Raw genomic sequence first — 21,526 nt, 5'->3', positions numbered from 1 at the left:
ATGTCAGATTGAGTAGTCATTGCTTATTCTCCGGTTAGTGGATTATAAGCAGTTACACACTTTTTAGGATAGGCTCGTTTTATCTACTTTAATTTCGAACAAAAAAGAGTAGCTAGAAGTCTAGCCACTCTTTTTTATTTAGTTTCTTTGCTTAATTGGATGCAATCAAATTTCCCGTAATATCAAGCGGTATCATATTGCCGACCACTTTTGGAAACGCAGTCACGCCATAAGTATATCTATCGATAATACCTGTCGCACGGAATTTTAACGTGGGCTTTTTAGTCACTGGGTCAGTTTCAACATTAGCCAGCGTGACTCTCACCGTCAATGGTTTGGTCTTTCCTAATACTGTAAAATTACCCGTCACGTTTGCTTCTTTATCATTAATCATGCTGACTTTTTTTGATACAAAGGTCATCGTAGGATATTGTGCAGTATTTAACAGCTCTTTTCGGCGCAAAAACGAGTTTCTTAACTTTCCGCCGGCATCTATACTATTGGTACTCACGACAAAATTAATAGTAGTGCTCGTTGGATCTTTTATATCATAATTAATAGTGCCATTAACCTTATTAAATTGACCTTCTACGGTGCCACTTCCTAAATACGCTACCTTAAAATCTACATTGGTTTTCGGTACATCTAGTTTCCATTTTTGCGGTGCAGCGGCACTGCTGATAACGGGCAGAGTGAGCAGCAAACAGCTACTTAAAGTAATAGCAAATAGAGGGCGGGCAAGTAACATCATAATAGTAATCCAAAAGCTAAGAGTGGGTACGCGCTGTTATCTCGCGTTTGTGGTTATCGTTGATCATTAATAGAAAAGCAGGCAAATGAGCCATCAGAAAAGTGAGTGGTTGCTATAAGTAGGTGAGCGGATTTATGAATAATCGCATATAACACTTTTAAAAACAATTGTTTATGATACCATTTTAAAGGTGATGAGCGGCAGTAATCAATGATAAGGGTATCCGCTTTTATCGTTACTTTAGACTGTCATTCCTGCCAATACCTATACTATCTATTGAGATGCGCTCATGTCGCTAATGTCCAGTTTTAAAGGCTTTGTAGGCGAGACCGTTATTAATCTTGCGACGTGGCTGATGCTTGATAAGCACACTTACCATCGGCTAAATAATATTACTCTACCGCTAGCGAATGGCGGTAGTACTCAGATTGATCATATTATCGTCTCTATTTATGGCATTTTCGTTATTGAAACCAAGCACTATAAAGGTTGGATATTTGGCAGTGAACGACAAGCGCAGTGGACGCAATCAATAATGGGTCGGAAATATAAATTCCAAAATCCATTACGTCAAAATTATCTCCATGTTAAAACCTTAGCCGAATTATTAGCGCTGGATATGCATTATTTTCATTCCATGATTGTTTTTATCGGTGAATGTGAGATTAAGACGGCTGATGAGCTGCCAAAAAACGTGATGAAAAGTGGCATGGTCACCTATATTAAGGACAAGCAAAATATATTGTTAACCGAAGCAGATGTTAAGTCGATTGTTGAGCAGATAGAAAACAATCGCTTTGCCAAATCGTGGCGTACCAATCGCCAGCATAAAGCGTATTTACAAAATAAACATGGTAATCAAGCGCTAAAAAATGAGCCTGTAAAAGCGTTAAAAGCACCGCCTATTGCTAAAACAAGTCCTACACTAAACCCAAAAGTTCCTATCGAAAATAGAGAAGTGCAGCGTTGGTCAGGTCAAACTGAAGTTGAAAAAATAAACTTACCAGTTATTCAATCCCGCTGCGATATAATGTATCTTACGCCATTCGCCGTTGTAGATGAGATACCGTTAAGTAACGTTAATCTTAATGGTTTTGAGCAACCTAAAAGTAATATTCCTGAGGCTGTATCGCCTGAAACTACAATGCCTAAATCTACCATTCCTAAAAGCAGCAGTTCTGAACCAGCTAATATAGTTAACACCGCTAACTATGTCTCATCTAATGTCTCATCCAATACATCTGATAGCGCCTCTAATACTCCTAGTTGCCCAAAATGTAATAGCGACATGGTTGAGCGTGTTGCCAAAAAAGGGGCGCGCCAAGGTCAAATGTTTTATGGCTGTATGCAGTTTCCTAAATGCTGGGGAATTGTGAATATTGGTTAGCCGATAACTATTAATTGGTTATCAAACAATAGCCTCTAATCCTTAATCGCACATATTTCTGAACGCACAATAAAGCGTTTGCCTTCTGGTATTTCTAGCGAAAAACTAGCACCGCGACCATTGACCACATCGATGGTTAAATCGGTATGTTGCCATAGCTTGTATTGGGCGGCTCCCATATAAAATGGGCAGCCTGCCAGCTCACCAACCAGTACATCTTGCCCGCCAATTTTAAATTCGCCTAAGGGATAACACATGGGAGAGCTACCATCACAGCAGCCGCCTGATTGATGAAACATCAACTCGCCATGTTTGGATTTTAGTAATTCAATCAGTTCTTTACAGGATTTTGTAGCAGCAATTTTCATGTCAATTTCCTTATAAACAATAAAATATAATGAATAAGCTATTTCGCTATTAAGAAAAAATGCAACCTACCAGATGATAAATTGCATTTATTAATTATATTTCAAGAAAAATTTTCTGACAGGTTAAGTTAGACTGCATAAGTTAGAAAAACCCCATCGCCTTATTACTATAAGAGACCAGCATGTTTTTAGTTTGTTGGTAATGACCCAGCATCATGAGATGGTTTTCGCGACCGATACCCGACTGTTTGTAACCGCCAAATGCCGCATGTGCTGGATAATGGTGGTAACAATTCGTCCACACACGCCCAGCTTTAATACCGCGTCCAAAGCGATAAGCACGTGTGCCATCACGTGTCCATACGCCAGCACCAAGACCATAAAGGGTATCGTTGGCAATGGTCATGGCTTCCTCATCATCTTTAAAAGTAGTGACGGCAAGTACGGGTCCAAAGATTTCTTCTTGGAACACACGCATATCATTGGTGCCCTCAAAGATAGTCGGCTGCACATAATAGCCATCTCCAATGTCGCCCTCATGTTTGGCTTGTTCGCCACCAACCAATACTTTTGCGCCTTCTTTTTTACCAATATCGAGATATGAGAGGATTTTTTCTAACTGATCGGAGCTGGCTTGTGCGCCAACCATAGTGTCGGTATCGAGTGGATTACCCAATTTAATGGCTTCTACGCGCGCGATACAGCGTTTGATAAATTCGTCATAGATACTTTCGTGTACTAAGGCACGTGACGGACAAGTACATACTTCGCCTTGGTTAAAGGCAAACATCAATAAGCCTTCAATGGCTTTATCCAAGAAATCGTCATCTTCATCCATGATATCGGCAAAGAAAATATTCGGACTTTTACCACCCAATTCTAGCGTCACAGGAATGATGTTTTCACTGGCGTATTGCATAATCAAGCGACCAGTTGTCGTTTCACCAGTAAAAGCAATTTTATTAATACGCGGGTTCGAGGCAAGCGGTTTTCCCGCTTCAACGCCAAAACCATTAACGACGTTAAGCACGCCTTTAGGCAAAATATCCGCCGCACCAATGATATCTAACATATATAAGATAGAAGCAGGGGTTTGCTCAGCAGGCTTGAGAATGACGCAGTTTCCAGCAGCAAGGGCAGGGGCAAGTTTCCACATTGCCATTAAAATTGGAAAGTTCCACGGGATAATTTGCCCAACGACGCCAAGTGGTTCATGGAAATGATATGCCACCGTATCTTCATCAATTTGGCTGATACCGCCTTCTTGCGCCCGCAGAGCACCCGCAAAATAACGTAAATGGTCAACGGCTAGAGGAATGTCAGCAGCAAGAGTTTCGCGCACTGGTTTGCCATTCTCATAGCATTCAGCAATAGCAATATTTTCTATGTTAGCTTCGATACTATCAGCAAGTTTGAGTAAGGTATTTGAGCGCTCAGTAACGCTCGTTTTCCCCCAAGCGTCCTTTGCCGCATGCGCTGCATCTAGAGCTATTTCGATATCTGCGGCTTTAGAGCGAGCCACTTGACAGATAATTTTGCCATCAATCGGGCTTGGATTATCAAAGTATTCACCGTCAACGGGCGCAACCCATTCGCCATTGATAAAGTTATCGTATTTTTTACGAAATTGTACCGGACTATTTTCAGTATTTGGATAAGCGTATAACATGAACCACTCCTTGTTTTGTTATCTGCCTCGCTAATGAACGGAGACAACGTTTGATCTTCCTGATCGTATTACTGTCTTTACAAGCTCACTCTATCCTACTGAGCTTTTGTCCGGACTGATAGCTACTTTTAATAGTAGTTTGTAGCAATTTATATAACGTTAAGTTATATCTCGATATGGCGTTAAAGTCGTTTGCAATGGCAAGCGAGCTGTTATAATTGTTCCTAAATATTTTTAACGGCTATCGTTATTTATCTCATTTTTTCTCTTCTTATATTACTGGTTGGTTTGGATATATGCGTCAATCTTCTGCTCTTGATATTCTAAAAACAGGTCAAAACGTCTTTTTGACGGGTTCAGCAGGTTCAGGCAAGACCTATACCCTTAACCAATATATTAACTATCTGCGCGCGCGCCGTGTACCCGTTGCTGTCACCGCAAGTACGGGTATTGCTGCAACCCATATGAATGGCACGACCATTCATAGCTGGTCGGGTATTGGTATTAAAGATGAATTGTCAGAGCGTGATTTGACCAATTTGGCACGCAAGCAGTTTTTAGCCGATAGGCTAAAAGACACTGCGGTACTGGTTATTGATGAAATATCGATGCTCCATGCTAAGCAGCTAAATGTCGTTAATGAAGTACTTAAACACGTGCGTAAAAGTCCGCTAGCGTTCGGTGGGATTCAAGTGGTGGTTGCTGGCGATTTTTTTCAGTTGCCACCGATTGGCAGTCGCGGTGAGAGTAATCGCGAGAAGTTTGCCTTTATGTCGCAAGCATGGCTCGATGCTGGCTTTCACATTTGTTATCTGAGTGAGCAACATCGTCAGGTGAGCGAAGAGGCGAACGGCGGGATTGATTTGGACGATATTTTGAACCAAATTCGCCGTCAAGAAGTCAGCTTTGAATCGATTGCCGCCCTTGAAAATACCTTTAATCAAGATATTGATATCAAACGTACGCGCCTATATACCCATAATCTCAACGTCAATAAAATCAATGATAAAGAGCTTGCTGATTTAAAAGGTGAGACGATGCGCTTTGATGCCACTTTGAACGGTGACCCTAAACTGGTTGAGACTCTAAAAAAGACCGTGCGTACCCAAGACGAACTCATCTTAAAAATTGGCGCAAAAGTGATGTTTATCAAAAATAATACTGAGCTTGGCGTTTCTAACGGTACGATGGGCGAATTGGTTGGCTTTGCTGCGGTAAAAGTAGAAGACGATAGCAGTAAGAGTGATGCACTCATTGATGATGACGCAAACACAGACAGTAAGTCTAAAGCAAAAGCTGATAAGAAAGAAAAGTCAAAAGAGAAGAATAAAGTAGCAACTACCAAAAAAATGCCAGTGGTTAGATTAAATACAGGGCGTGAAGTAGTTGCTGAACCAGAAGAGTGGATTATTGAAGATGAGCACGGCGAGGTGCTGGCAAGTTATGAGCAAGTGCCACTGTGTTTGGCATGGGCGATTACCATTCATAAATCACAAGGCATGACCCTTGATGCTGCTGAGATTGATTTATCACGCACCTTTGAGCTGGGGCAAGGCTATGTGGCGCTGTCACGGCTTAAATCGCTGGCGGGCTTACAGCTGCTCGGTATGAATGAGATGAGCTTACAGTTAGACCCACTGGCACGCGGTGCGGATAAGCGCTTTTTGGTGCTTTCTGATGAAGCTGATGCTAATTATGCCATGCTTGATGAAAAAAGTATGAAGCAAGAACATGATAACTTTATCCTGAAATCAGGCGGCACATTAAGCAAATCCGTCATTGATGCGTATGCCAGCTTACAAAAAAAGCGCCGCGAACAGCAATTGGCTCAGCAAAACAAAAAGCAGAAATTGGGCAATCAAATCGCTGATAAATCTGCCAGTACCTTACTTGCCACGCGGTTGTTATTAGAAGAAAGCCTGAGCATTGCGGAGATTGCTGAAGCGCGTGGACTTGCACAATCGACCATTATGCGCCATATTAGTGATCTTAAACGCCAAGATCTTAGCCTTGCTTGCGATCATTTGCGCCCTGATGCAGAAGTAATGACGGCTGTTGGTAATGCGTATGTGGCGATTAAAGTCGCAAACAACCCCAATGACTTTGCGGATGATGGCAATATTAAAATCAAGCCCATCTATGAGCATCTAAAACAAACGCTGGATTACAACGCCATACGTCTGGCACTTATTTTTATCACTCCTTAATACCACTTTTTAAATAGCGATAAAAATATGGCATGCTACAGTAAATGCTATAAACCACACATAGTGACTAAGAATTTATAAGCATGTTGCTATCAGCATGCTTAACCTCTTGCTCTTATCTCTCATATGCCGCCCGCATACCCTAATCTCCACATGGATAGTGATACTTTTTTATGCCTGATTTTTCTAGCGCCAAATATTGCCTGACTTCCGATTTTGCGGTTGCGACCGCTTTTCATGCCAATAGCGACCATATTCAGCCGCTCAGAGTAGCGATTAATGGCTTTGGGCGCATAGGACGCAATGTGCTGCGCGCCCTGCTAGAGCGCTTTGAAGTGCTCGGACGGGCGATTCATGTGGTGGCAATTAACGACTTAGCGCCTGCTGATATTTTATTGCATTTATTAAAGTTTGATAGTACTCATGGTCGCTTGAGTCGGCTTGGAGTGAATGCAGAATTGATGGTTAATGGTATTGATGAGACCAGCGAGACGCAGCTGTGTTTAACCAAAAATGATTATACCTACTGTATCCGTATGCTCTCAGAAGCCGATCCTAAAAACCTACCATGGCAAGAGCTTGGTATTGATATGGTGTTAGAGTGTACTGGTTATTTCCGCTCTTACGAGCAGGCACATACGCATATTGACGCCGGTGCACATCAGGTTATTATTGGTGCTGCGCCCTTTGATACGGTCGATGCTTGTATTGTAATGGGCGTTAATAGTGACGAATTAACCACGAATTTGCCTATTATTTCCAGTGTCTCTTGTACCACACAAGCATTAGTACCGCTGATTGATGCGCTAGATAAAGCCTTTGGCGTCGAGTCAGCGATGATGACGGAAATACATGCAGTGACCGCTGACCAAACCGTGCTAGACCAAGCCCACCGCGACCCAAGACGGGCGCGCGCATCGGGCTATAATATTATCCCAACCACCTCGAGCAGTATTGCCGCCACCGAGCGCGTCTTGCCCGCCATGATTGGTAAAATCAATGGGCATTCTATTCGCGTTCCGACTATTAACGTGGCTGCCATTGATGTCAACTTTGTATTTACTACCTCAGGTGTCACCATTGAAGATATTAGAAATGTATTAAAGACTGCCAGTAACGGTTATTTACATAACATCATGGCATATACTGACGAGCCGCTGGTATCGAGCGATTTTATCCATCAACCTCAGTCACTTATTATTGATGGCGCCCAGCTCATGCAAGTGGGCAATCAGTATAAAGTATTTGCTTGGTATGATAATGAGTGGGGCTATGCCAATCGTCTGCTCGATATGTGCTTGCAGCTGGCATCTAATACCCCTATTTCTCGTAAATTATTGACTGCTGAATCGGCTTAAATAAAAATATTTCATTTTTTTTATCAAAGGTCTTGTATTCTGCTCATTTCTCTATATAATGATGCACCAATGGAGACGTGGCAGAGCGGTTGAATGCACCGGTCTTGAAAACCGACAAGGGTTCATAGCCCTTCGAGAGTTCGAATCTCTCCGTCTCCGCCAAATTGAAAAAAGTAGTTAAAAATAAAAAATCCCCAGTCATATTTTGATTGGGGATTTTTTTATGCCTAATTAAATTATAATTACAAAAATAACTATAAAGAACCAATATGGCTTAACAGTACAGTTGCCAATGACTAAAATATTGTTTATTCTCTCAGGCTTTGAGTAATATCATTTGAGGCAAGAATATTGAAAAAATTAGCTTTGTACTTGGTAGTAGGCGCAACCCTTCTAGGCTGTGGTAGTGACGACTCTAGACCGGGCGTTATGCCAGGGTTACCGTCTGGCGGCACAGGTCAACCGACCACTCCCAACCAAGGCGGCTCGACGCCCAATCAGCCACCGACTGACTCAAATACACCACCTGCATTTCCTGATGGAACGCAAACAGAAGCCAAATTGCTTTCTGGTATCTATAGTGGAACCTCTACAGATGTGACCGGTAAATCATATGTATTAAATGGCTTAGTTGATGATAATGAGAACTTGTGGTTTATCCATGCTAATAGCGATAAAGGTGATATTTTAGGATTTACTAACAGTAATACGAATATCAGAGGTAGTAACGGCAGCTTTACCGTTAAAGGGGTGGAATACTCTTATGAAGACCGAATAGCGAATCCTATCACTATAGAGGGTGACTATACCACTGCAAATATGGTAATAGGTAAGACCTACGATAACTTGCCAAACGCAACAAATTATAGCGTAAAGTATAATGAAAAATTATCTAGCCAAAAGCAGAGTTTGAGTATGCTAGATAGTAAAACTTTCATGGGCGATACCTATATGACTGATGATGACGGTAAGGCGCGTGGAACGGTCGTTTTTTCTAATAAAGGTAGTTTTATTGGTCAAGTTGAACGCTGCAAAATGTCAGGTAACCTAACACTTGCAGGCTCTGGTCGTTATTTTAAAGCAAGTGTTAAGTTTGCTAGCAGTGATTGTCTTGCGAATGGTGAAACTCACACAGGTGTTGCGCTTATAAACGAAGACGGTGGGCTTATCTTATTAGGCACCAATGGCGCTAAAAATAGAGGTATCTTTTTTGATGGTGATCTAAAATAAATATTTGCTACTTATTAAAATATTAAAATTATTAATGTTTTAATAAAAAAGCCCCAATCATTCTCTGATTGGGGCTTTTATTTTATGTGTCTTAAACGCAATTATACGCGCCTAAACCCAATCATTTAACATCAACAGACTGAGGGGTAAATACGATTTTTTCTCCATCGCTCAGCTCCATCACCCCTTCATCAATAACAATCGTGACATCTTGGGCGTTTTTAATAGCGCGCATCACATTGACGTCTTTAATGCTGGACTCAATGATGATAATGCTGGACTGATCCGTAGCGATAGGCGGGTTAAATGCGCTAAGCGGCACATCAAAACGCTTACCGTTAGTAAGCTTAGCATCTTGCATTAGCAGCGTGCCCTGAAAGCTTCGGATGGGCACTGCGCCCTCATTAGACAGTACAAACTGTAGTTTGACTTGGTTTAGACTATCATCAGTGCTGGCTTTGACAGGAAGTAGGGCAATGGCGTAATGTTGCTTGTCCGCTATGTCAGAGGTAACCATAGGGCTTTTCTTACCGGTTGGGTTGTTTGGATGTAAGCGCTCATACTCTCGCTGTTGTATCAAGGCCTGCTTGATAGTGATGCGCGGCATAGCCCCCGATTCGTACGCTTCACTCAGCTTCATACGCAGCATATAGCGACTTAATAATTGCTGATCAGATACGGGCAATTGCTCAAAAGTAGCACCCAGTTTTTTTTGCCATTGATTGGAGTCGGTCGGGATGCTTTGTTGATTGGGATCGGTTTGGGTTCCTGAACACCCTATCATTAATGGCGTTATTATCATAAGCGGCATCATTAATGACAGTCGTACCAGCAATTGACGCGAGGTATGCTGATAATATTGCGCTTTAGCATATTTTAATGAGATAAATGGCTGTATATTTATATGCTTATCGGTGGATAACAGCTCTTTTAACCTGAAAAACATAATCGACCTCCTTTTCAATGCTCATTATGTACTGTCAATTATTGATAATGGCAACACTACTTAATAAATTAACGAAGTATCAATCATTGTAATGAATATACCTTGTTTATATAAGAATATCAGATAAAAGAGTGCTGGCAATGAAAAACGAGAGTTGTTGCGTCAGGCTGGATGCATAGTGATAAGCACTATTATTTATAGGGTTATTTATCTTGTAGCTTGGTTAATGGCTGAGTTATGTGCTGATTATGCGTTACCACAATAGCCTCATCAATAATACGTTGACTGACACCATTTTTGCGTAATGTTTCAATAAATACTTCATCATGCGCTAGCGTATAGTCCTGATGATCGCGGTCAAGCCCTTGGCGAATGTAGAGCCGTATCAGCCCTTGAATACGCTTAAAACCAAGCTCCTCTGAGGTTGCGCCTAGTAGCTCAATCATCTCCTCTGACAGGCGAATACTAATAGGGCGCATGATTTTTTGTGGATGATCTGAGAACTTATTTTTGATGCGTACAGGTATCATAATAAACCATTCTTTATAGTAAATAGGAAGTCAGGGTGTAGACGAGAGTCGGTTATACTTACCATACAGTAAAGCGCGGTAAAATAGAATGCTAAGGCATGAATCAAGTAGCGACTGGTGTAGAGAGTCGTCAAAATAACCGCTAAATGGTAAAATAATCAACCATAAAAAAACCTTCACCGTTAAAAGTGAAGGTCTCTTTGAATATGGCTCCTCAACCTGGGCTCGAACCAGGGACACACGGATTAACAGTCCGACGCTCTACCAACTGAGCTATTGAGGAATAGAATGTCATAACTTGCATGATTGGAATAACGTAGTCGTTATTTTAAATATGCTACAAACTCTCTAACAGTGTTTGCGTTATGTGGGAGGTATTCTAGCCAAGGTTTTGATAACTGTCAACCCTAATGACCAATTTATTATAAAATTTAAGGTATTGTATCAAAGTTCCTTTTTTCTTTAAGGGTCAGCCCTATTACTAAGGCTAAATAATCCTAAGAATATATAAAATAGCTATTAGTATAAATAGGGGTTATTAGATATTTTTGCCACTATGTTTATTTGGAGATGAGCGGTTATTTGACCTCTAAGTACGATTACTGTTGTTAGCTTTACTATTAGCGGTGCGCTTGTTGTTGACAGGGCTAAACTGTGAATCTACTAAGGCTTCAGTTAAGGCATTCATGTCGCCACCACCTGCCAGTCCAAGCTCACCCAACAAGTGATCAATGAGCGGTGCTTGACTGCGATAACGTAAGGCGGAGCTGACCATATCATCGGCTAATGAATTACTGGATGAGCCATTGCCTGTAGTATCTGCTGTAACGCCATTTGCTGCTGGTCCACCCAGCATGCCTGCGCCATTGCCACCAACCTGTAATATTTTAATACCGTCAATGTTTTGAATAGGCTTGACCGATTCGGCGATGATTGAGGGTAGGCGCTCAAGCAAGGCAATACGAATTTGCATGTCGATTTGATCAGATGACAGCATATTTGCCGCTTTATTGAGTGCTTCTTGTCCTTCGGCTTTCACGCGGTATTTTTCGGCTGTTGCATGGGCAATGACCAGTTGTGCATCTGCCTCACCTTGTGCAATTAAACGCTGCTTATCTGCTGCTGCTTGGGCTTCAATGCGCACCGCTTCCGCTCTATCAGCAGCGGCTTGTTTTTCAGCTTGGGCAGCGACTTTGATTTCAATGGCATCTATTTCGGCTTCTTCTGAGGCTTTAATCAAGCGTACGGCTTTGGCGCGCTCAGCAATCTCACGTTCACGCACGGTGGTGACGTTTTCTGCCTGTTGGACGGCAAGGGCACGGGCTTTATCGGCTTCGGCTTTTGCCATCGACTCTGCCCGTGATTTTTCAGCGACGGCAATTTGTCGTTCTTGTTCTGATAGTTCAAGTGATTTTTGGCGTTCGATGTTGGCTTGCTCAACTGCTTGCTCTTTCATGATATTTTGATTTTTGGTATCACGGTCAGCATTGATACGTTGCAGGTCGATTTCGCGTTGCGCTGAGATTTTGGCTGCTTCAGCTTCACGCTGCTTGATGCTCTCTTCGGTTGCGATATTAGAGGCTTGTTCAGCGCGGCGAATAGAGATTTCACGCTCCTGCTCAAGCTTGGCATACTCTTCTTCCCGAACGATATTAATACGGCTACGTTCGGCTTCTAGGTTTTTGGTTTTAATCGCCAAATCTGTTTCTTGCTCAATATCATTACGTAGCTTTAAGCGCTCTTGAATGGTTTTGGTCAGACGCGTCATACCCTCAGCATCAAAAGCGTTTTGGGGATTAAAGTATTCAAACTTAGTCTGATCAAGTCCCGTCAGTGAAACTGTTTCTAGCTCCAGACCATTTTTAGCCAAATCCTCTGATACGGCACGCTGCACGCGCTGCACAAAGTCCACTCGCTTTTCATGCAGCTCTTCCATTTGCATTTCAGCAGCAACGGCACGTAGGGCATCAACGAATTTACCTTCGACCAGCTCTTTTAGCTCACTGGGTGCCATGGTTTTCATACCTAAGGTTTGCGCGGCGGTGGCTATCGACTCTTTTAGCGGGCTGACACGCACATAAAACTCGGCTTTGACATCGACGCGCATCCTATCTTTGGTAATCAAGGCTTCAGTATCAGCGCGACGCACTTCTAAGCGTAGGGTATTCATATTGACCGGAATAACTTCATGCAATACCGGCAGCACAAACGCGCCACCGTTCAAAATAACGCTTTCGCCGCCCATACCCGTCCGCACAAAAGACACCTCTTTACTGGCGCGAGTGTAGAGCCGTGTGAAAATAAAGCCAATAATAAGCAAGGCAACGACAATAACCCCTGCGATAACGAGCCAATAAATTAAGGTATCCATAGCAATCCTATAAATGTGTCAGTATGAGTATTTAAATCAGTATGAGAAAGGGAGTATTGCGTATTATTGTTATTTGGAATGAGTTTTTTTGAATGTCTTAAGGTTTTGAATATTTTAAGGGTTATTAAAAATTATAATTTTTTGACCAAGTAATGCCCGCTGGCTTTTTTGGTAATAATGAGCACATCTGCAGCCGTAATAGTGATAGTAGGGTTATTAATATCACTGGCAATGGGTAACGATACCCGACTGCTGGCAAAGTTATCAGCGACAAAAGCAGGGTCAGGCTCAACCATGACGTAATGCGTTTGCCCGTGCTCGTCAGTGAGCTTGGCTTGAGCTGGCTGCCCGATACTGGCATAGCCTAAAATAATACGCGCCTGTCGTCCGACCAATGAGTCGGCACTGACCGCGCTACTTTCATCTTTGGGTAAGATAGGATACAGCACACTTGCAATGATTTTGAGTAAGGGAAAGCTAATAACCAGCGCATCAAGGCTGGCAAGCCAAGGTGATATAAAGCTGCCTAATACCGCAAATGCCAGTTGCTGAATCACAAAGCCTGAAATACAAAAGCTGGCAATCAACACAATGAGTAATATCATCGTGGGAATACGACCGACATACAGCCAGTCAAGCGCTTTTAATCCTAAGCTGATATCAGCATCTGCAGTCATGTTGACATTGCTATCGAAATCCGCATCGGCTAATGCATCAGGCAAGAGATTATCTAAAAAGCCGCTGATGCCACCAAAGAAAAATCCCAGTAGCTCAACGACCAGTAAAATAAGCAAAACTAAAGCAGCAATGGCAAAAGGCGCAAAAGCTGAGGTATTTAAAAGTTCCCACATTAGCGTATCTAAACAAAGTTATTAATGAAATTGACCCTAGTGTAACGTAATGGTTATCAGAAAACACGATAAATGTTGTCAAAAAAAGAGGGTTTCTTCATTATGATATAGCGCTGCTATTAAAAATATAGAATAAACTCAGCACCAATATAAATAGGCATATAAAAGTAACAGCCATAAAAAAACCCTCATCAAAGAGATGAGGGTTTTGGCAAATGCCATAATCGAATCAAAAGGGATTCAAATATTTACTACTAGAATGTGGCTCCTCAACCTGGGCTCGAACCAGGGACACACGGATTAACAGTCCGACGCTCTACCAACTGAGCTATTGAGGAATAAGCGGTAAGGGTTAGTATCTTACTGCGAGCTTAGAATAAACGCTTTCGAGTTCATCCTAAGTGGGGCGTATTCTAGCAAAGATAAAAAATTCGTCAAGCTTTATTTTGAAATTTTTAATAAAAACTATGAAATAGCGTATATTTAGTCATTATTTTACGATAAAAAAGCAAAATACATAAAAAGACGTCCAATTTTGGACGTCTTTTCTTATTTTTCACAGAGCTGGTAGTAGCTTTACCTTGTGCTTATGCGACAACATCTAGCTCAGCAACGGCTTTTTCGATACGTGATAACGCGTCTTTTAAAGTCGCTTCATCGGTCGCGTAAGAGATACGCATATGACCGCCAAGACCGAACGCATCACCAGGTACGACAGCAACGCCAACTTTTTCAAGTAACCATGCTGAGAATTCAGTACAAGACTTTAGACCAGCGGCTTTAATTAATGGCACGATATTTGGATATACGTAGAACGCACCATCTGGACGCAAGCAAGTGATACCTTTAATCGCATTTAAGCCATCAACAACGAGGTCACAACGTTGCTCAAAAGCGGCAATCATTGGCTCTAGGACGCTTTGATCACCACTGATAGCCGCTTCAGCCGCCACTTGGCTGATTGAGGTTGGGCAAGAGGTTGATTGACCTTGTACTTTTTTCATCGCGCCAATCAATTTTGCTGGACCGCCCGCATAACCGATACGCCAGCCCGTCATAGCATACGCTTTTGACACGCCATTTAGAATAATGGCGCGTTCTTTTAGCTCAGGCGCTGCATTTAAGATGTTGTAGAATTTGTCACTAGTCCAGCGAATGTGCTCATACATGTCATCTGATGCAACATAAACTTGTGGATGCTTTTTGAGCACTTCAGCAAGGGCTTTTAGCTCATCTAAACTATAAATCATACCCGTTGGGTTAGAAGGGCTGTTAAGTACCAATAGTTTGGTTTTTTCAGTGATAGCGACTTCTAATTGCTCTGGGGTGATTTTAAAGTCTTGTTCAGCAGGACATTTAACGATAACTGGTACGCCTTCAGCCATAATGACCATATCAGGATAGCTGACCCAATATGGCGCAGGAATAATGACTTCATCACCTTGGTTAATAAAGGCTTGCGCCAAGTTAAAGAACGACTGCTTACCACCAACAGAAACCAAAATCTCATTCGGTGCATAGCTGATGTCGTTATCGCGTTTGAACTTCTCAATAATGGCTTTTTTAAGTGAAGGTGTGCCGTCAACAGCGGTATATTTGGTAAAGCCTTCATTAATCGCTTTAATCGCGGCTTGTTTCACATGTTCTGGGGTATCAAAGTCCGGCTCACCGGCACCTAAACCGATGATGTCTTTACCCGCTGCTTTAAGCTCTGCGGCTTTACTGGTAATGGCAAGCGTTGGTGAAGGTTTAATGCTGTTGACGCGGTCAGACAATTGCAGTTCGCTCATTGGAAATCCTTGTAGTTTTTGCTTGAGTTTTAAGTACATCAATACCAGTGATAACAGAACTATCAACGGTTTATGTACAGTGAGAATAGGCGGTATAAGAATGATAGTCGGTGTTAAGTCGCTAAGCTTAGCGCTCTAAAATTTGGTTTATCGCATTGTAACATGACAATACAACACTGTCTTAAGCACACTTTAACGGAAAGTATAAAAAATATAGAAAGTGACAAACATAGAAGTGACAATGCTGTATTCCAGTTGGTATTAAAAATTTGATAATGAAATTGATAGTATTTAAAAAAGAGACAGATGAATTTTTTATACTAAATAACTAAATACTTACGCACACTAAATAAAATCCTAAATAGGCGCTAACCTAAATCTGTGCTATCTTAAATAGCGCACCAACCATGGATGTTTATAATAGTAAGGATTGCTATGCCTCAAGATAATACCTCTTCAACTGCCAAAAAAGCCCCCTTAAATCACGAACTATATATGTCGATACTGATGACGCCTGATATGGCAAACTTCATTGGTAATGTACATGGTGGTGATTTGCTTAAGATGCTTGACCAAGTTGCCTATGCTTGCGCCAGCCGGTACAGTGGTAGCTATGTCGTTACCTTATCAGTCGACCAAGTGATGTTCCTTGAGCCAATTTACGTCGGTGAGCTGGTTACTTTTGCTGCCAGCGTCAATTATGTTGGCAGAACATCGATGGAAATTGGTATTCGCGTTGAGGCTGAAGACGTACGTGCACGTACCATTCGCCATACCAACAGCTGTTATTTTACAATGGTAGCGGTTGATGATAATGGCAAACCGACGCCAATTCCGCCGTTGAATATCAAGAATCCATTGCAACAATGTCGCTTTGATGCCGCTTTAGAGCGCAAACGTATGCATCAAGAAGGGGCAAACCGTCCAAGCTGTGATATTTCCTTACTCACTGATAGCGATGATTGTGAAGATACCAGTCAATAAAGTCTAAGTAATAGTAATAAGCTCTAATTAATAAATGATAAATTCTAAATAGGCTATACAGCGACTCACGAAACAGTTATTGATAATTAGCGACTGCTATCTTAAGCTAAAACATCTGTAACCAATGAGCAGGCACAGATAATAATGCTGTGGTACATATTACCGTTCACAGTAGTTGTCGTAATTGCGCTGTAAGAGTGAGTCGATATGAGCCTAAAACCATCTATTGCTAAGCCCAATACCCAGCTAACCGCTCATCATCAAGCACGAAATGTGCCTCGTGCGCGCGGTGCAGCCATGTCTCCTATATCTAACATCAATGATAATTCTGATAGCGTGAACACATTTAGTAGTCCCTCTACTGAAGAAAATAAAAAACATTCAAGCTCACTTACTACGGTATTAATCGCTGTCGGGGCAAACTTACTGATTGCCATTGCCAAAACAGTGGGTGCTGTGATGACGGGTTCTGCATCCATGATTGCAGAAGCGGCTCACTCTTGGGCAGATGCGGGTAACGGTACCTTATTAATTGTCGCTGAAAAAAAATCAGTGAAACCTGCCGATAGAAGTCATCCGTTAGGATATGGCAAAGAGTCCTATGTGTGGTCGATGATAGCGGCATTTGGCGTGTTTATGGCAGGGGCGATTGTCTCTATTTATACAGGCGTGACAGAGTGGAATGCGGCTGAGACTGATACCGACTATACGATTGGTTTTGTTATCTTAGCGGTCGCCTTTGTCCTTGAAGGCATCTCATTATTGCAAGCTTATAGAGAAAGCAAAAAGCATGGCGAAGCGCTTAATGTTAGTGCCCTTGGCTATGTGATTGATACTTCTAACCCGACCTTGCGTGGGGTATTTTTTGAAGACTTAGCGGCGGTTATTGGTTTAGTGATTGCGGCTGCTGCGATGGGTATGCATGCTTATACTGGCGAGCCATTTTGGGATGCCCTAGGTTCTATTGTCGTTGGAATATTGCTAGGTGGCGTTGCGATATTTCTTATCAGTCGTAACCGTGATTTTTTAGTTGGGCATAAAGTGACGGATAAAATGCACCATTATGTGTTGGGTGAGTTGCTAGCACATGCCGATATTGAAAGCGTGTCATACCTGCATTTAGAGTGGGTAGGACCCAAAAAGATATTTATGGTAGCAGCGGTCGATATTACTGGTAACCAACAAGAAAACGATGTTGCTCAAAAATTTGAAGATATCGAAAATCAATTCCGCGCCAATCCAATATTTCAAGAAGCTATTTTAACATTATCAGTGCCTAATGCTCCGGTGTTGAAGTTTAAAAGGTGATAGCCCATTAAAAATAAAGATTTGAACGCTTATTTTTTTAAATGGCTATTTTCAAAGATTATGAACTAAAAACAAGCCATAAAAAAAGGTCACCAACTAGTTATTACTAATCGGTGACTTTTTTAATTGCTATGTGCTGTTTACTTAAAATAGAACTTACTTAAGACAGAGCTTATTTTTTTGGCGCATTCGCACCAATAAACCATGCGTCTTTATCCACGATACGGCTTACTTCAGTTAATAAGTCAGCGGTGTCTTCATCACCAGCATCACCAGCAGTATCAATGCCTTCACGTAATGATGCCGCAATAGTTTTATAACGATTGGTCAGTTCACGAACATGCTGCTCAACTTCAGTGATATCAGTAGGATACGTCTCTAAGATAGAGTCCTCAACCACGCGTTTAGAGATACCATTTGCTTTGCCGCCAAGGATAACAATGCGCTCAGCAACTGTATCATAAGCTTCAGTCAAACGCGCATGAGTGTCATCTAATAACTGATGCACACCAATAAAGCCAGTACCTTGCAGATTCCAATGACACTGCTTGCTATCCATACTTAAATCGATCAGATTTGCTAGGTTAGCGTTTAACAAATCAATCATTTTTTGGGCAGTTGCATCATCAATACCACTAGCGAAACGTTCTCTCATGTTCTACTCCATTATTTTATTTTAATAAGTTTAGATTTCTAATAAATGTCTATTGTTAACAGTGCTTTAAATTTTTATTTATCTCAATTGTGAATGACTGCTTGTAAATTCAGTATCGATAATAGCACCTTAAATAACAGATGAAACCCCTAAGATTTAGGCTTTATACAGTGGTCGTGTAATGAGTGTGTTAATCATGAAAAGCTTTGTAAGTATAATGCTTAAAACGGGCGAGTTGATAACAATTGGCGCACAAGTAAGCCCCTTCTAAGAAAGCTTAAAAGGGGCTGATTTAAAAAATAAAGCTAGCTAATATTCGAGATATTTAGTCAAAAAGCATAATCGAGATTAATCTTTAGGTCTAATGCCTTTTTCTGCAAATTTATCAAACAATTGCTGCTGGGTTAGGTTCACCGTATCATTGGCAAAAGCATAATACTCAGGCTTTTTATCAATAAAAATCTGGCTCTCAAAGGTCAAGTCAGGATTGTCTTGGAACAGTCCAAGCGACAGTACATAAGTCTCAGAAGCGAGCTGATGATAATATAAATTAGTGCCGCATTTATGACAAAATGCACGCTCTGCCCATGCTGATGATGGGTAGACAGTCATAGAGTCTTCACCTTGGATGTCAGGTTTTGACAGGCTGTGTATCGCCATCAATGGTCCGCTGCCCCAACGGCGACACATCGTACAGTGACACGCTTCAAAGGTATTGATATCTTCTAATTCAATCGTCACGTTACCGCACAGACAATGACCTTTCATAACTCATTCCTTGATTAATTGTCATTGAACTATACCTGATTTGGGCGTTTTTTATTGCGTGTTTTTGTGCGTTTAACTGGTCTGAATCTATCATGAATATAGGTGGATTTAAGCGGACAAATAACCTTTAAAAATAGTCATTTAACCCCATATTATGACAAACGTTACCTTTTATAACCGTTTATAATTTTCTATAAATATCAGGAAGACAGCCGTATGCGTATGCCCGAACCGCGCTCGTCGCGTCAGTTAAATCAGTTAGCCACCCAGCTGCAAGGCGAAGCTGAAATTAGTGGTGTGAATGCGTCTGGCACGCAAATAGCCAGTCGCGCCTTTGAGATGGTCACAGAGTTTGAGCCCGCAGGCGATCAGCCGCAAGCGATTGCAAAATTAGTCAAAGGTATTAATGCGGGCATGGACGAGCAATTGCTGCTTGGAGTGACGGGCTCTGGTAAGACCTATACCATGGCAAAGGTCATCGCTGAAACGCAGCGTCCAACCATTATTATGGCGCATAATAAAACGCTTGCCGCGCAGTTATATGGCGAGTTTAAAGCGTTTTTCCCAAATAATGCGGTTGAGTACTTTGTCAGCTACTACGACTATTATCAGCCAGAAGCTTATGTGGCGGCGAGCGATACATTTATTGAAAAAGACAGCGCGATTAACGATCATATTGACCAAATGCGCCTGTCAGCGACGCGTGCCTTATTAGAGCGCCGTGATGCGATTATTGTGGCGTCGGTATCCTGTATTTATGGTTTGGGCGATCCTGAAAGTTATCTAAAAATGTTGCTACATATTGTGGTGGGCGATAAAGTTGACCGTACCGCCGTGATTAAGCGTTTGGTTGAAATGCAATATATGCGCAATGAGCTGGACTTTGGGCGCGGGACGTATCGCTTGCGTGGTGAGATATTAGATATCTATCCGGCAGAGTCGGAACAGCTTGCGGTACGCGTGCATCTATTCGATGATGAAGTGGAAAAAATCTCTTGGTTTGATCCATTAACGGGCAAAACCGTGCGTAGCGTGCCAAGAATTACCATTTATCCAAAATCGCATTATGTGACGCCACGTAATAAGTTAGAAGCAGCAACGCATACCATTCGGGCGGAGCTTGAGCCACGTTTAGAGTATTTCCGAGAAAATAATAAACTGGTTGAGGCGCAACGACTCAAAGAGCGTACCCAGTATGATCTTGAAATGATTCAGCAGCTTGGCTACTGTAATGGTATCGAAAACTACTCACAGCATCTCTCCGGTCGTCCATCAGGGGAAGCGCCGCCAACCTTGTTTGATTATATTCCAGAAGATGCCTTGTTGTTCCTTGATGAATCGCACGTGACCGTGTCGCAAATTGGTGCGATGTATAAAGGCGATAGATCGCGGAAAGAAAACTTGGTCAATTATGGTTTCCGTTTGCCAAGTGCGATGAATAATCGCCCGATGAAGTTTGAAGAGTGGGAACGTATTAAACCCACCACCATTTATGTCAGCGCCACGCCTGCGTTATATGAGCTTGAGCACAGCGAACAAGTCGTTGAGCAAGTGGTGAGACCAACGGGTCTGATTGACCCTGAGATTGAGATTCGCCCTGTCTTAACGCAGGTCGATGATGTGTTATCGGAGATTACGAAGCGCCGTGAAAAAGATGAACGCGTCTTAATTACCACGTTGACCAAGCGGATGTCTGAGGATTTGACCAGTTATCTAAAAGAATACGATGTCAAAGTTGCTTATCTGCATTCGGATATTGATACGCTTGAGCGGATGCAAATTATCCATGAACTACGGACGGGCGTGCATGATGTGTTGGTCGGTATTAACTTGCTGCGTGAAGGTCTCGATATGCCCGAAGTGTCGCTTGTCGCGATATTTGATGCGGATAAAGAGGGCTTTCTGCGCTCTGAGCGTGCCTTGATTCAGACCATTGGTCGAGCCGCGCGTCATATCAATGGCAAGGCGATTCTCTATGCTGACCGCATTACTAACAGTATGCAAAAAGCGATTGAGGAAACGGATCGTCGCCGTGAAAAACAAGTCGCCTTTAACCTTGAGCATAATATTACCCCAAGGGGCGCGCGCCGAAATGTCACGGATAAAATTGATACGGGCGAAGATTTGGATGCTAATGACAATCAAGCGATTCCGGTCAAAAGCAATCTACCTGATGTCGATATCAGTATCTTACGCAGTCCTGATTTGCTGGCTAAAGAAATCAATCGTCTTGAGAAGCTAATGAAGCAATTCTCACGTGACTTGAAGTTTGAGGATGCCGCGAAAACGCGAGATAAAGTATTGGAGTTAAAGGCGCATTTGATTTAGAAATTTATTATTTAATATAATGAGG

Annotated in this window: 17 protein-coding genes and 3 tRNA genes; 8 read left to right on the top strand and 12 right to left on the bottom strand. The window is 42.1% G+C overall.

What is annotated here, in order from left to right; all coding sequences use genetic code 11:
* Positions 1 to 151 precede the first annotated feature (151 nt).
* Positions 152 to 751, bottom strand: coding sequence for a YceI family protein (locus tag AAEY78_RS07920; RefSeq protein WP_352338764.1), 600 nt, complete (start codon positions 749 to 751; stop codon positions 152 to 154).
* A gap of 289 nt (positions 752 to 1,040) precedes the next feature.
* Between AAEY78_RS07920 and AAEY78_RS07915 the strand changes: the two genes are divergently transcribed.
* Entirely contained in the window at positions 1,041 to 2,138 is a 1,098-nt protein-coding gene (locus tag AAEY78_RS07915) for an NERD domain-containing protein (RefSeq protein ID WP_352338762.1), read from the top strand.
* A gap of 35 nt (positions 2,139 to 2,173) precedes the next feature.
* On the opposite strand, the gene AAEY78_RS07910 is transcribed toward AAEY78_RS07915, so the two are convergent.
* Positions 2,174 to 2,506, bottom strand: a complete 333-nt coding sequence (locus AAEY78_RS07910) for a DUF779 domain-containing protein (RefSeq protein WP_352338760.1) — start codon at positions 2,504 to 2,506, stop codon at positions 2,174 to 2,176.
* A gap of 142 nt (positions 2,507 to 2,648) precedes the next feature.
* Positions 2,649 to 4,175, bottom strand: coding sequence for an acetaldehyde dehydrogenase ExaC (gene exaC / locus AAEY78_RS07905; protein WP_352338759.1), 1,527 nt, complete (start codon positions 4,173 to 4,175; stop codon positions 2,649 to 2,651).
* A gap of 296 nt (positions 4,176 to 4,471) precedes the next feature.
* On the opposite strand from exaC, the gene AAEY78_RS07900 reads away from it, so the two are divergent.
* The 4 genes from AAEY78_RS07900 (at position 4,472) to AAEY78_RS07885 (ending at position 8,970) form a co-directional block, all read left to right on the top strand.
* Positions 4,472 to 6,382 carry a DEAD/DEAH box helicase gene (locus AAEY78_RS07900; RefSeq protein WP_352338757.1) on the top strand — a complete coding sequence of 637 codons (1,911 nt, stop codon included), beginning with the start codon at positions 4,472 to 4,474 and terminating at the stop codon, positions 6,380 to 6,382.
* A 173-nt stretch (positions 6,383 to 6,555) separates the two neighbouring features.
* Entirely contained in the window at positions 6,556 to 7,740 is a 1,185-nt protein-coding gene (locus AAEY78_RS07895; protein ID WP_352338755.1) for a type I glyceraldehyde-3-phosphate dehydrogenase, read from the top strand.
* A gap of 71 nt (positions 7,741 to 7,811) precedes the next feature.
* A tRNA-Ser gene (locus AAEY78_RS07890) sits at positions 7,812 to 7,902 on the top strand.
* A gap of 189 nt (positions 7,903 to 8,091) precedes the next feature.
* Complete coding sequence (locus AAEY78_RS07885; protein ID WP_352338754.1) at positions 8,092 to 8,970, top strand: hypothetical protein; 879 nt, start codon at positions 8,092 to 8,094, stop codon at positions 8,968 to 8,970.
* Between the two features lie 121 nt (positions 8,971 to 9,091).
* Here the strand turns inward: AAEY78_RS07885 and AAEY78_RS07880 are convergent, their stop codons facing one another.
* From AAEY78_RS07880 to AAEY78_RS07850, 7 genes are all read right to left on the bottom strand, one after another.
* Entirely contained in the window at positions 9,092 to 9,916 is an 825-nt protein-coding gene (locus AAEY78_RS07880; protein WP_352338752.1) for a hypothetical protein, read from the bottom strand.
* Between the two features lie 203 nt (positions 9,917 to 10,119).
* Positions 10,120 to 10,446 (bottom strand): CopG family transcriptional regulator, encoded by a 327-nt coding sequence (locus AAEY78_RS07875; protein ID WP_352338751.1) that lies wholly within the window; start codon positions 10,444 to 10,446, stop codon positions 10,120 to 10,122.
* Between the two features lie 207 nt (positions 10,447 to 10,653).
* A tRNA-Asn gene (locus AAEY78_RS07870) sits at positions 10,654 to 10,729 on the bottom strand.
* Positions 10,730 to 11,035: 306 nt separating this feature from the next.
* Complete coding sequence (locus tag AAEY78_RS07865) at positions 11,036 to 12,817, bottom strand: flotillin family protein (protein ID WP_352338750.1); 1,782 nt, start codon at positions 12,815 to 12,817, stop codon at positions 11,036 to 11,038.
* A 131-nt stretch (positions 12,818 to 12,948) separates the two neighbouring features.
* Positions 12,949 to 13,668 (bottom strand): OB-fold-containig protein, encoded by a 720-nt coding sequence (locus tag AAEY78_RS07860; RefSeq protein WP_352338749.1) that lies wholly within the window; start codon positions 13,666 to 13,668, stop codon positions 12,949 to 12,951.
* 262 nt (positions 13,669 to 13,930) lie between these two features.
* Positions 13,931 to 14,006 (bottom strand) — tRNA-Asn (locus tag AAEY78_RS07855).
* 249 nt (positions 14,007 to 14,255) lie between these two features.
* Positions 14,256 to 15,458: a pyridoxal phosphate-dependent aminotransferase gene (locus AAEY78_RS07850; RefSeq protein WP_352338747.1), complete on the bottom strand. Its 1,203-nt coding sequence runs from the start codon at positions 15,456 to 15,458 to the stop codon at positions 14,256 to 14,258.
* 435 nt (positions 15,459 to 15,893) lie between these two features.
* Here AAEY78_RS07850 and AAEY78_RS07845 point away from each other — a divergent pair, with 435 nt between their 5' ends.
* Both AAEY78_RS07845 and AAEY78_RS07840 read left to right on the top strand, forming a co-directional pair.
* Positions 15,894 to 16,442 (top strand): acyl-CoA thioesterase, encoded by a 549-nt coding sequence (locus AAEY78_RS07845; protein WP_352338746.1) that lies wholly within the window; start codon positions 15,894 to 15,896, stop codon positions 16,440 to 16,442.
* 207 nt (positions 16,443 to 16,649) lie between these two features.
* Positions 16,650 to 17,750, top strand: a complete 1,101-nt coding sequence (locus tag AAEY78_RS07840; RefSeq protein WP_352338744.1) for a cation diffusion facilitator family transporter — start codon at positions 16,650 to 16,652, stop codon at positions 17,748 to 17,750.
* A gap of 172 nt (positions 17,751 to 17,922) precedes the next feature.
* Here the strand turns inward: AAEY78_RS07840 and dps are convergent, their stop codons facing one another.
* Entirely contained in the window at positions 17,923 to 18,405 is a 483-nt protein-coding gene (gene dps, locus AAEY78_RS07835; RefSeq protein WP_352338742.1) for a DNA starvation/stationary phase protection protein Dps, read from the bottom strand.
* A 348-nt stretch (positions 18,406 to 18,753) separates the two neighbouring features.
* Complete coding sequence (locus tag AAEY78_RS07830; protein WP_352338740.1) at positions 18,754 to 19,173, bottom strand: GFA family protein; 420 nt, start codon at positions 19,171 to 19,173, stop codon at positions 18,754 to 18,756.
* A 216-nt stretch (positions 19,174 to 19,389) separates the two neighbouring features.
* Between AAEY78_RS07830 and uvrB the strand changes: the two genes are divergently transcribed.
* On the top strand, positions 19,390 to 21,501 hold the full coding sequence (gene uvrB / locus AAEY78_RS07825; RefSeq protein ID WP_352338739.1) for an excinuclease ABC subunit UvrB: 2,112 nt from the start codon (positions 19,390 to 19,392) through the stop codon (positions 21,499 to 21,501).
* Positions 21,502 to 21,526: the final 25 nt, after the last annotated feature.

Source organism: Psychrobacter sp. 16-MNA-CIBAN-0192 (assembly GCF_040309565.1).
In the GTDB taxonomy this organism is placed as follows: domain Bacteria; phylum Pseudomonadota; class Gammaproteobacteria; order Pseudomonadales; family Moraxellaceae; genus Psychrobacter.
This window is presented reverse-complemented; position numbering and strand designations above follow the sequence as displayed.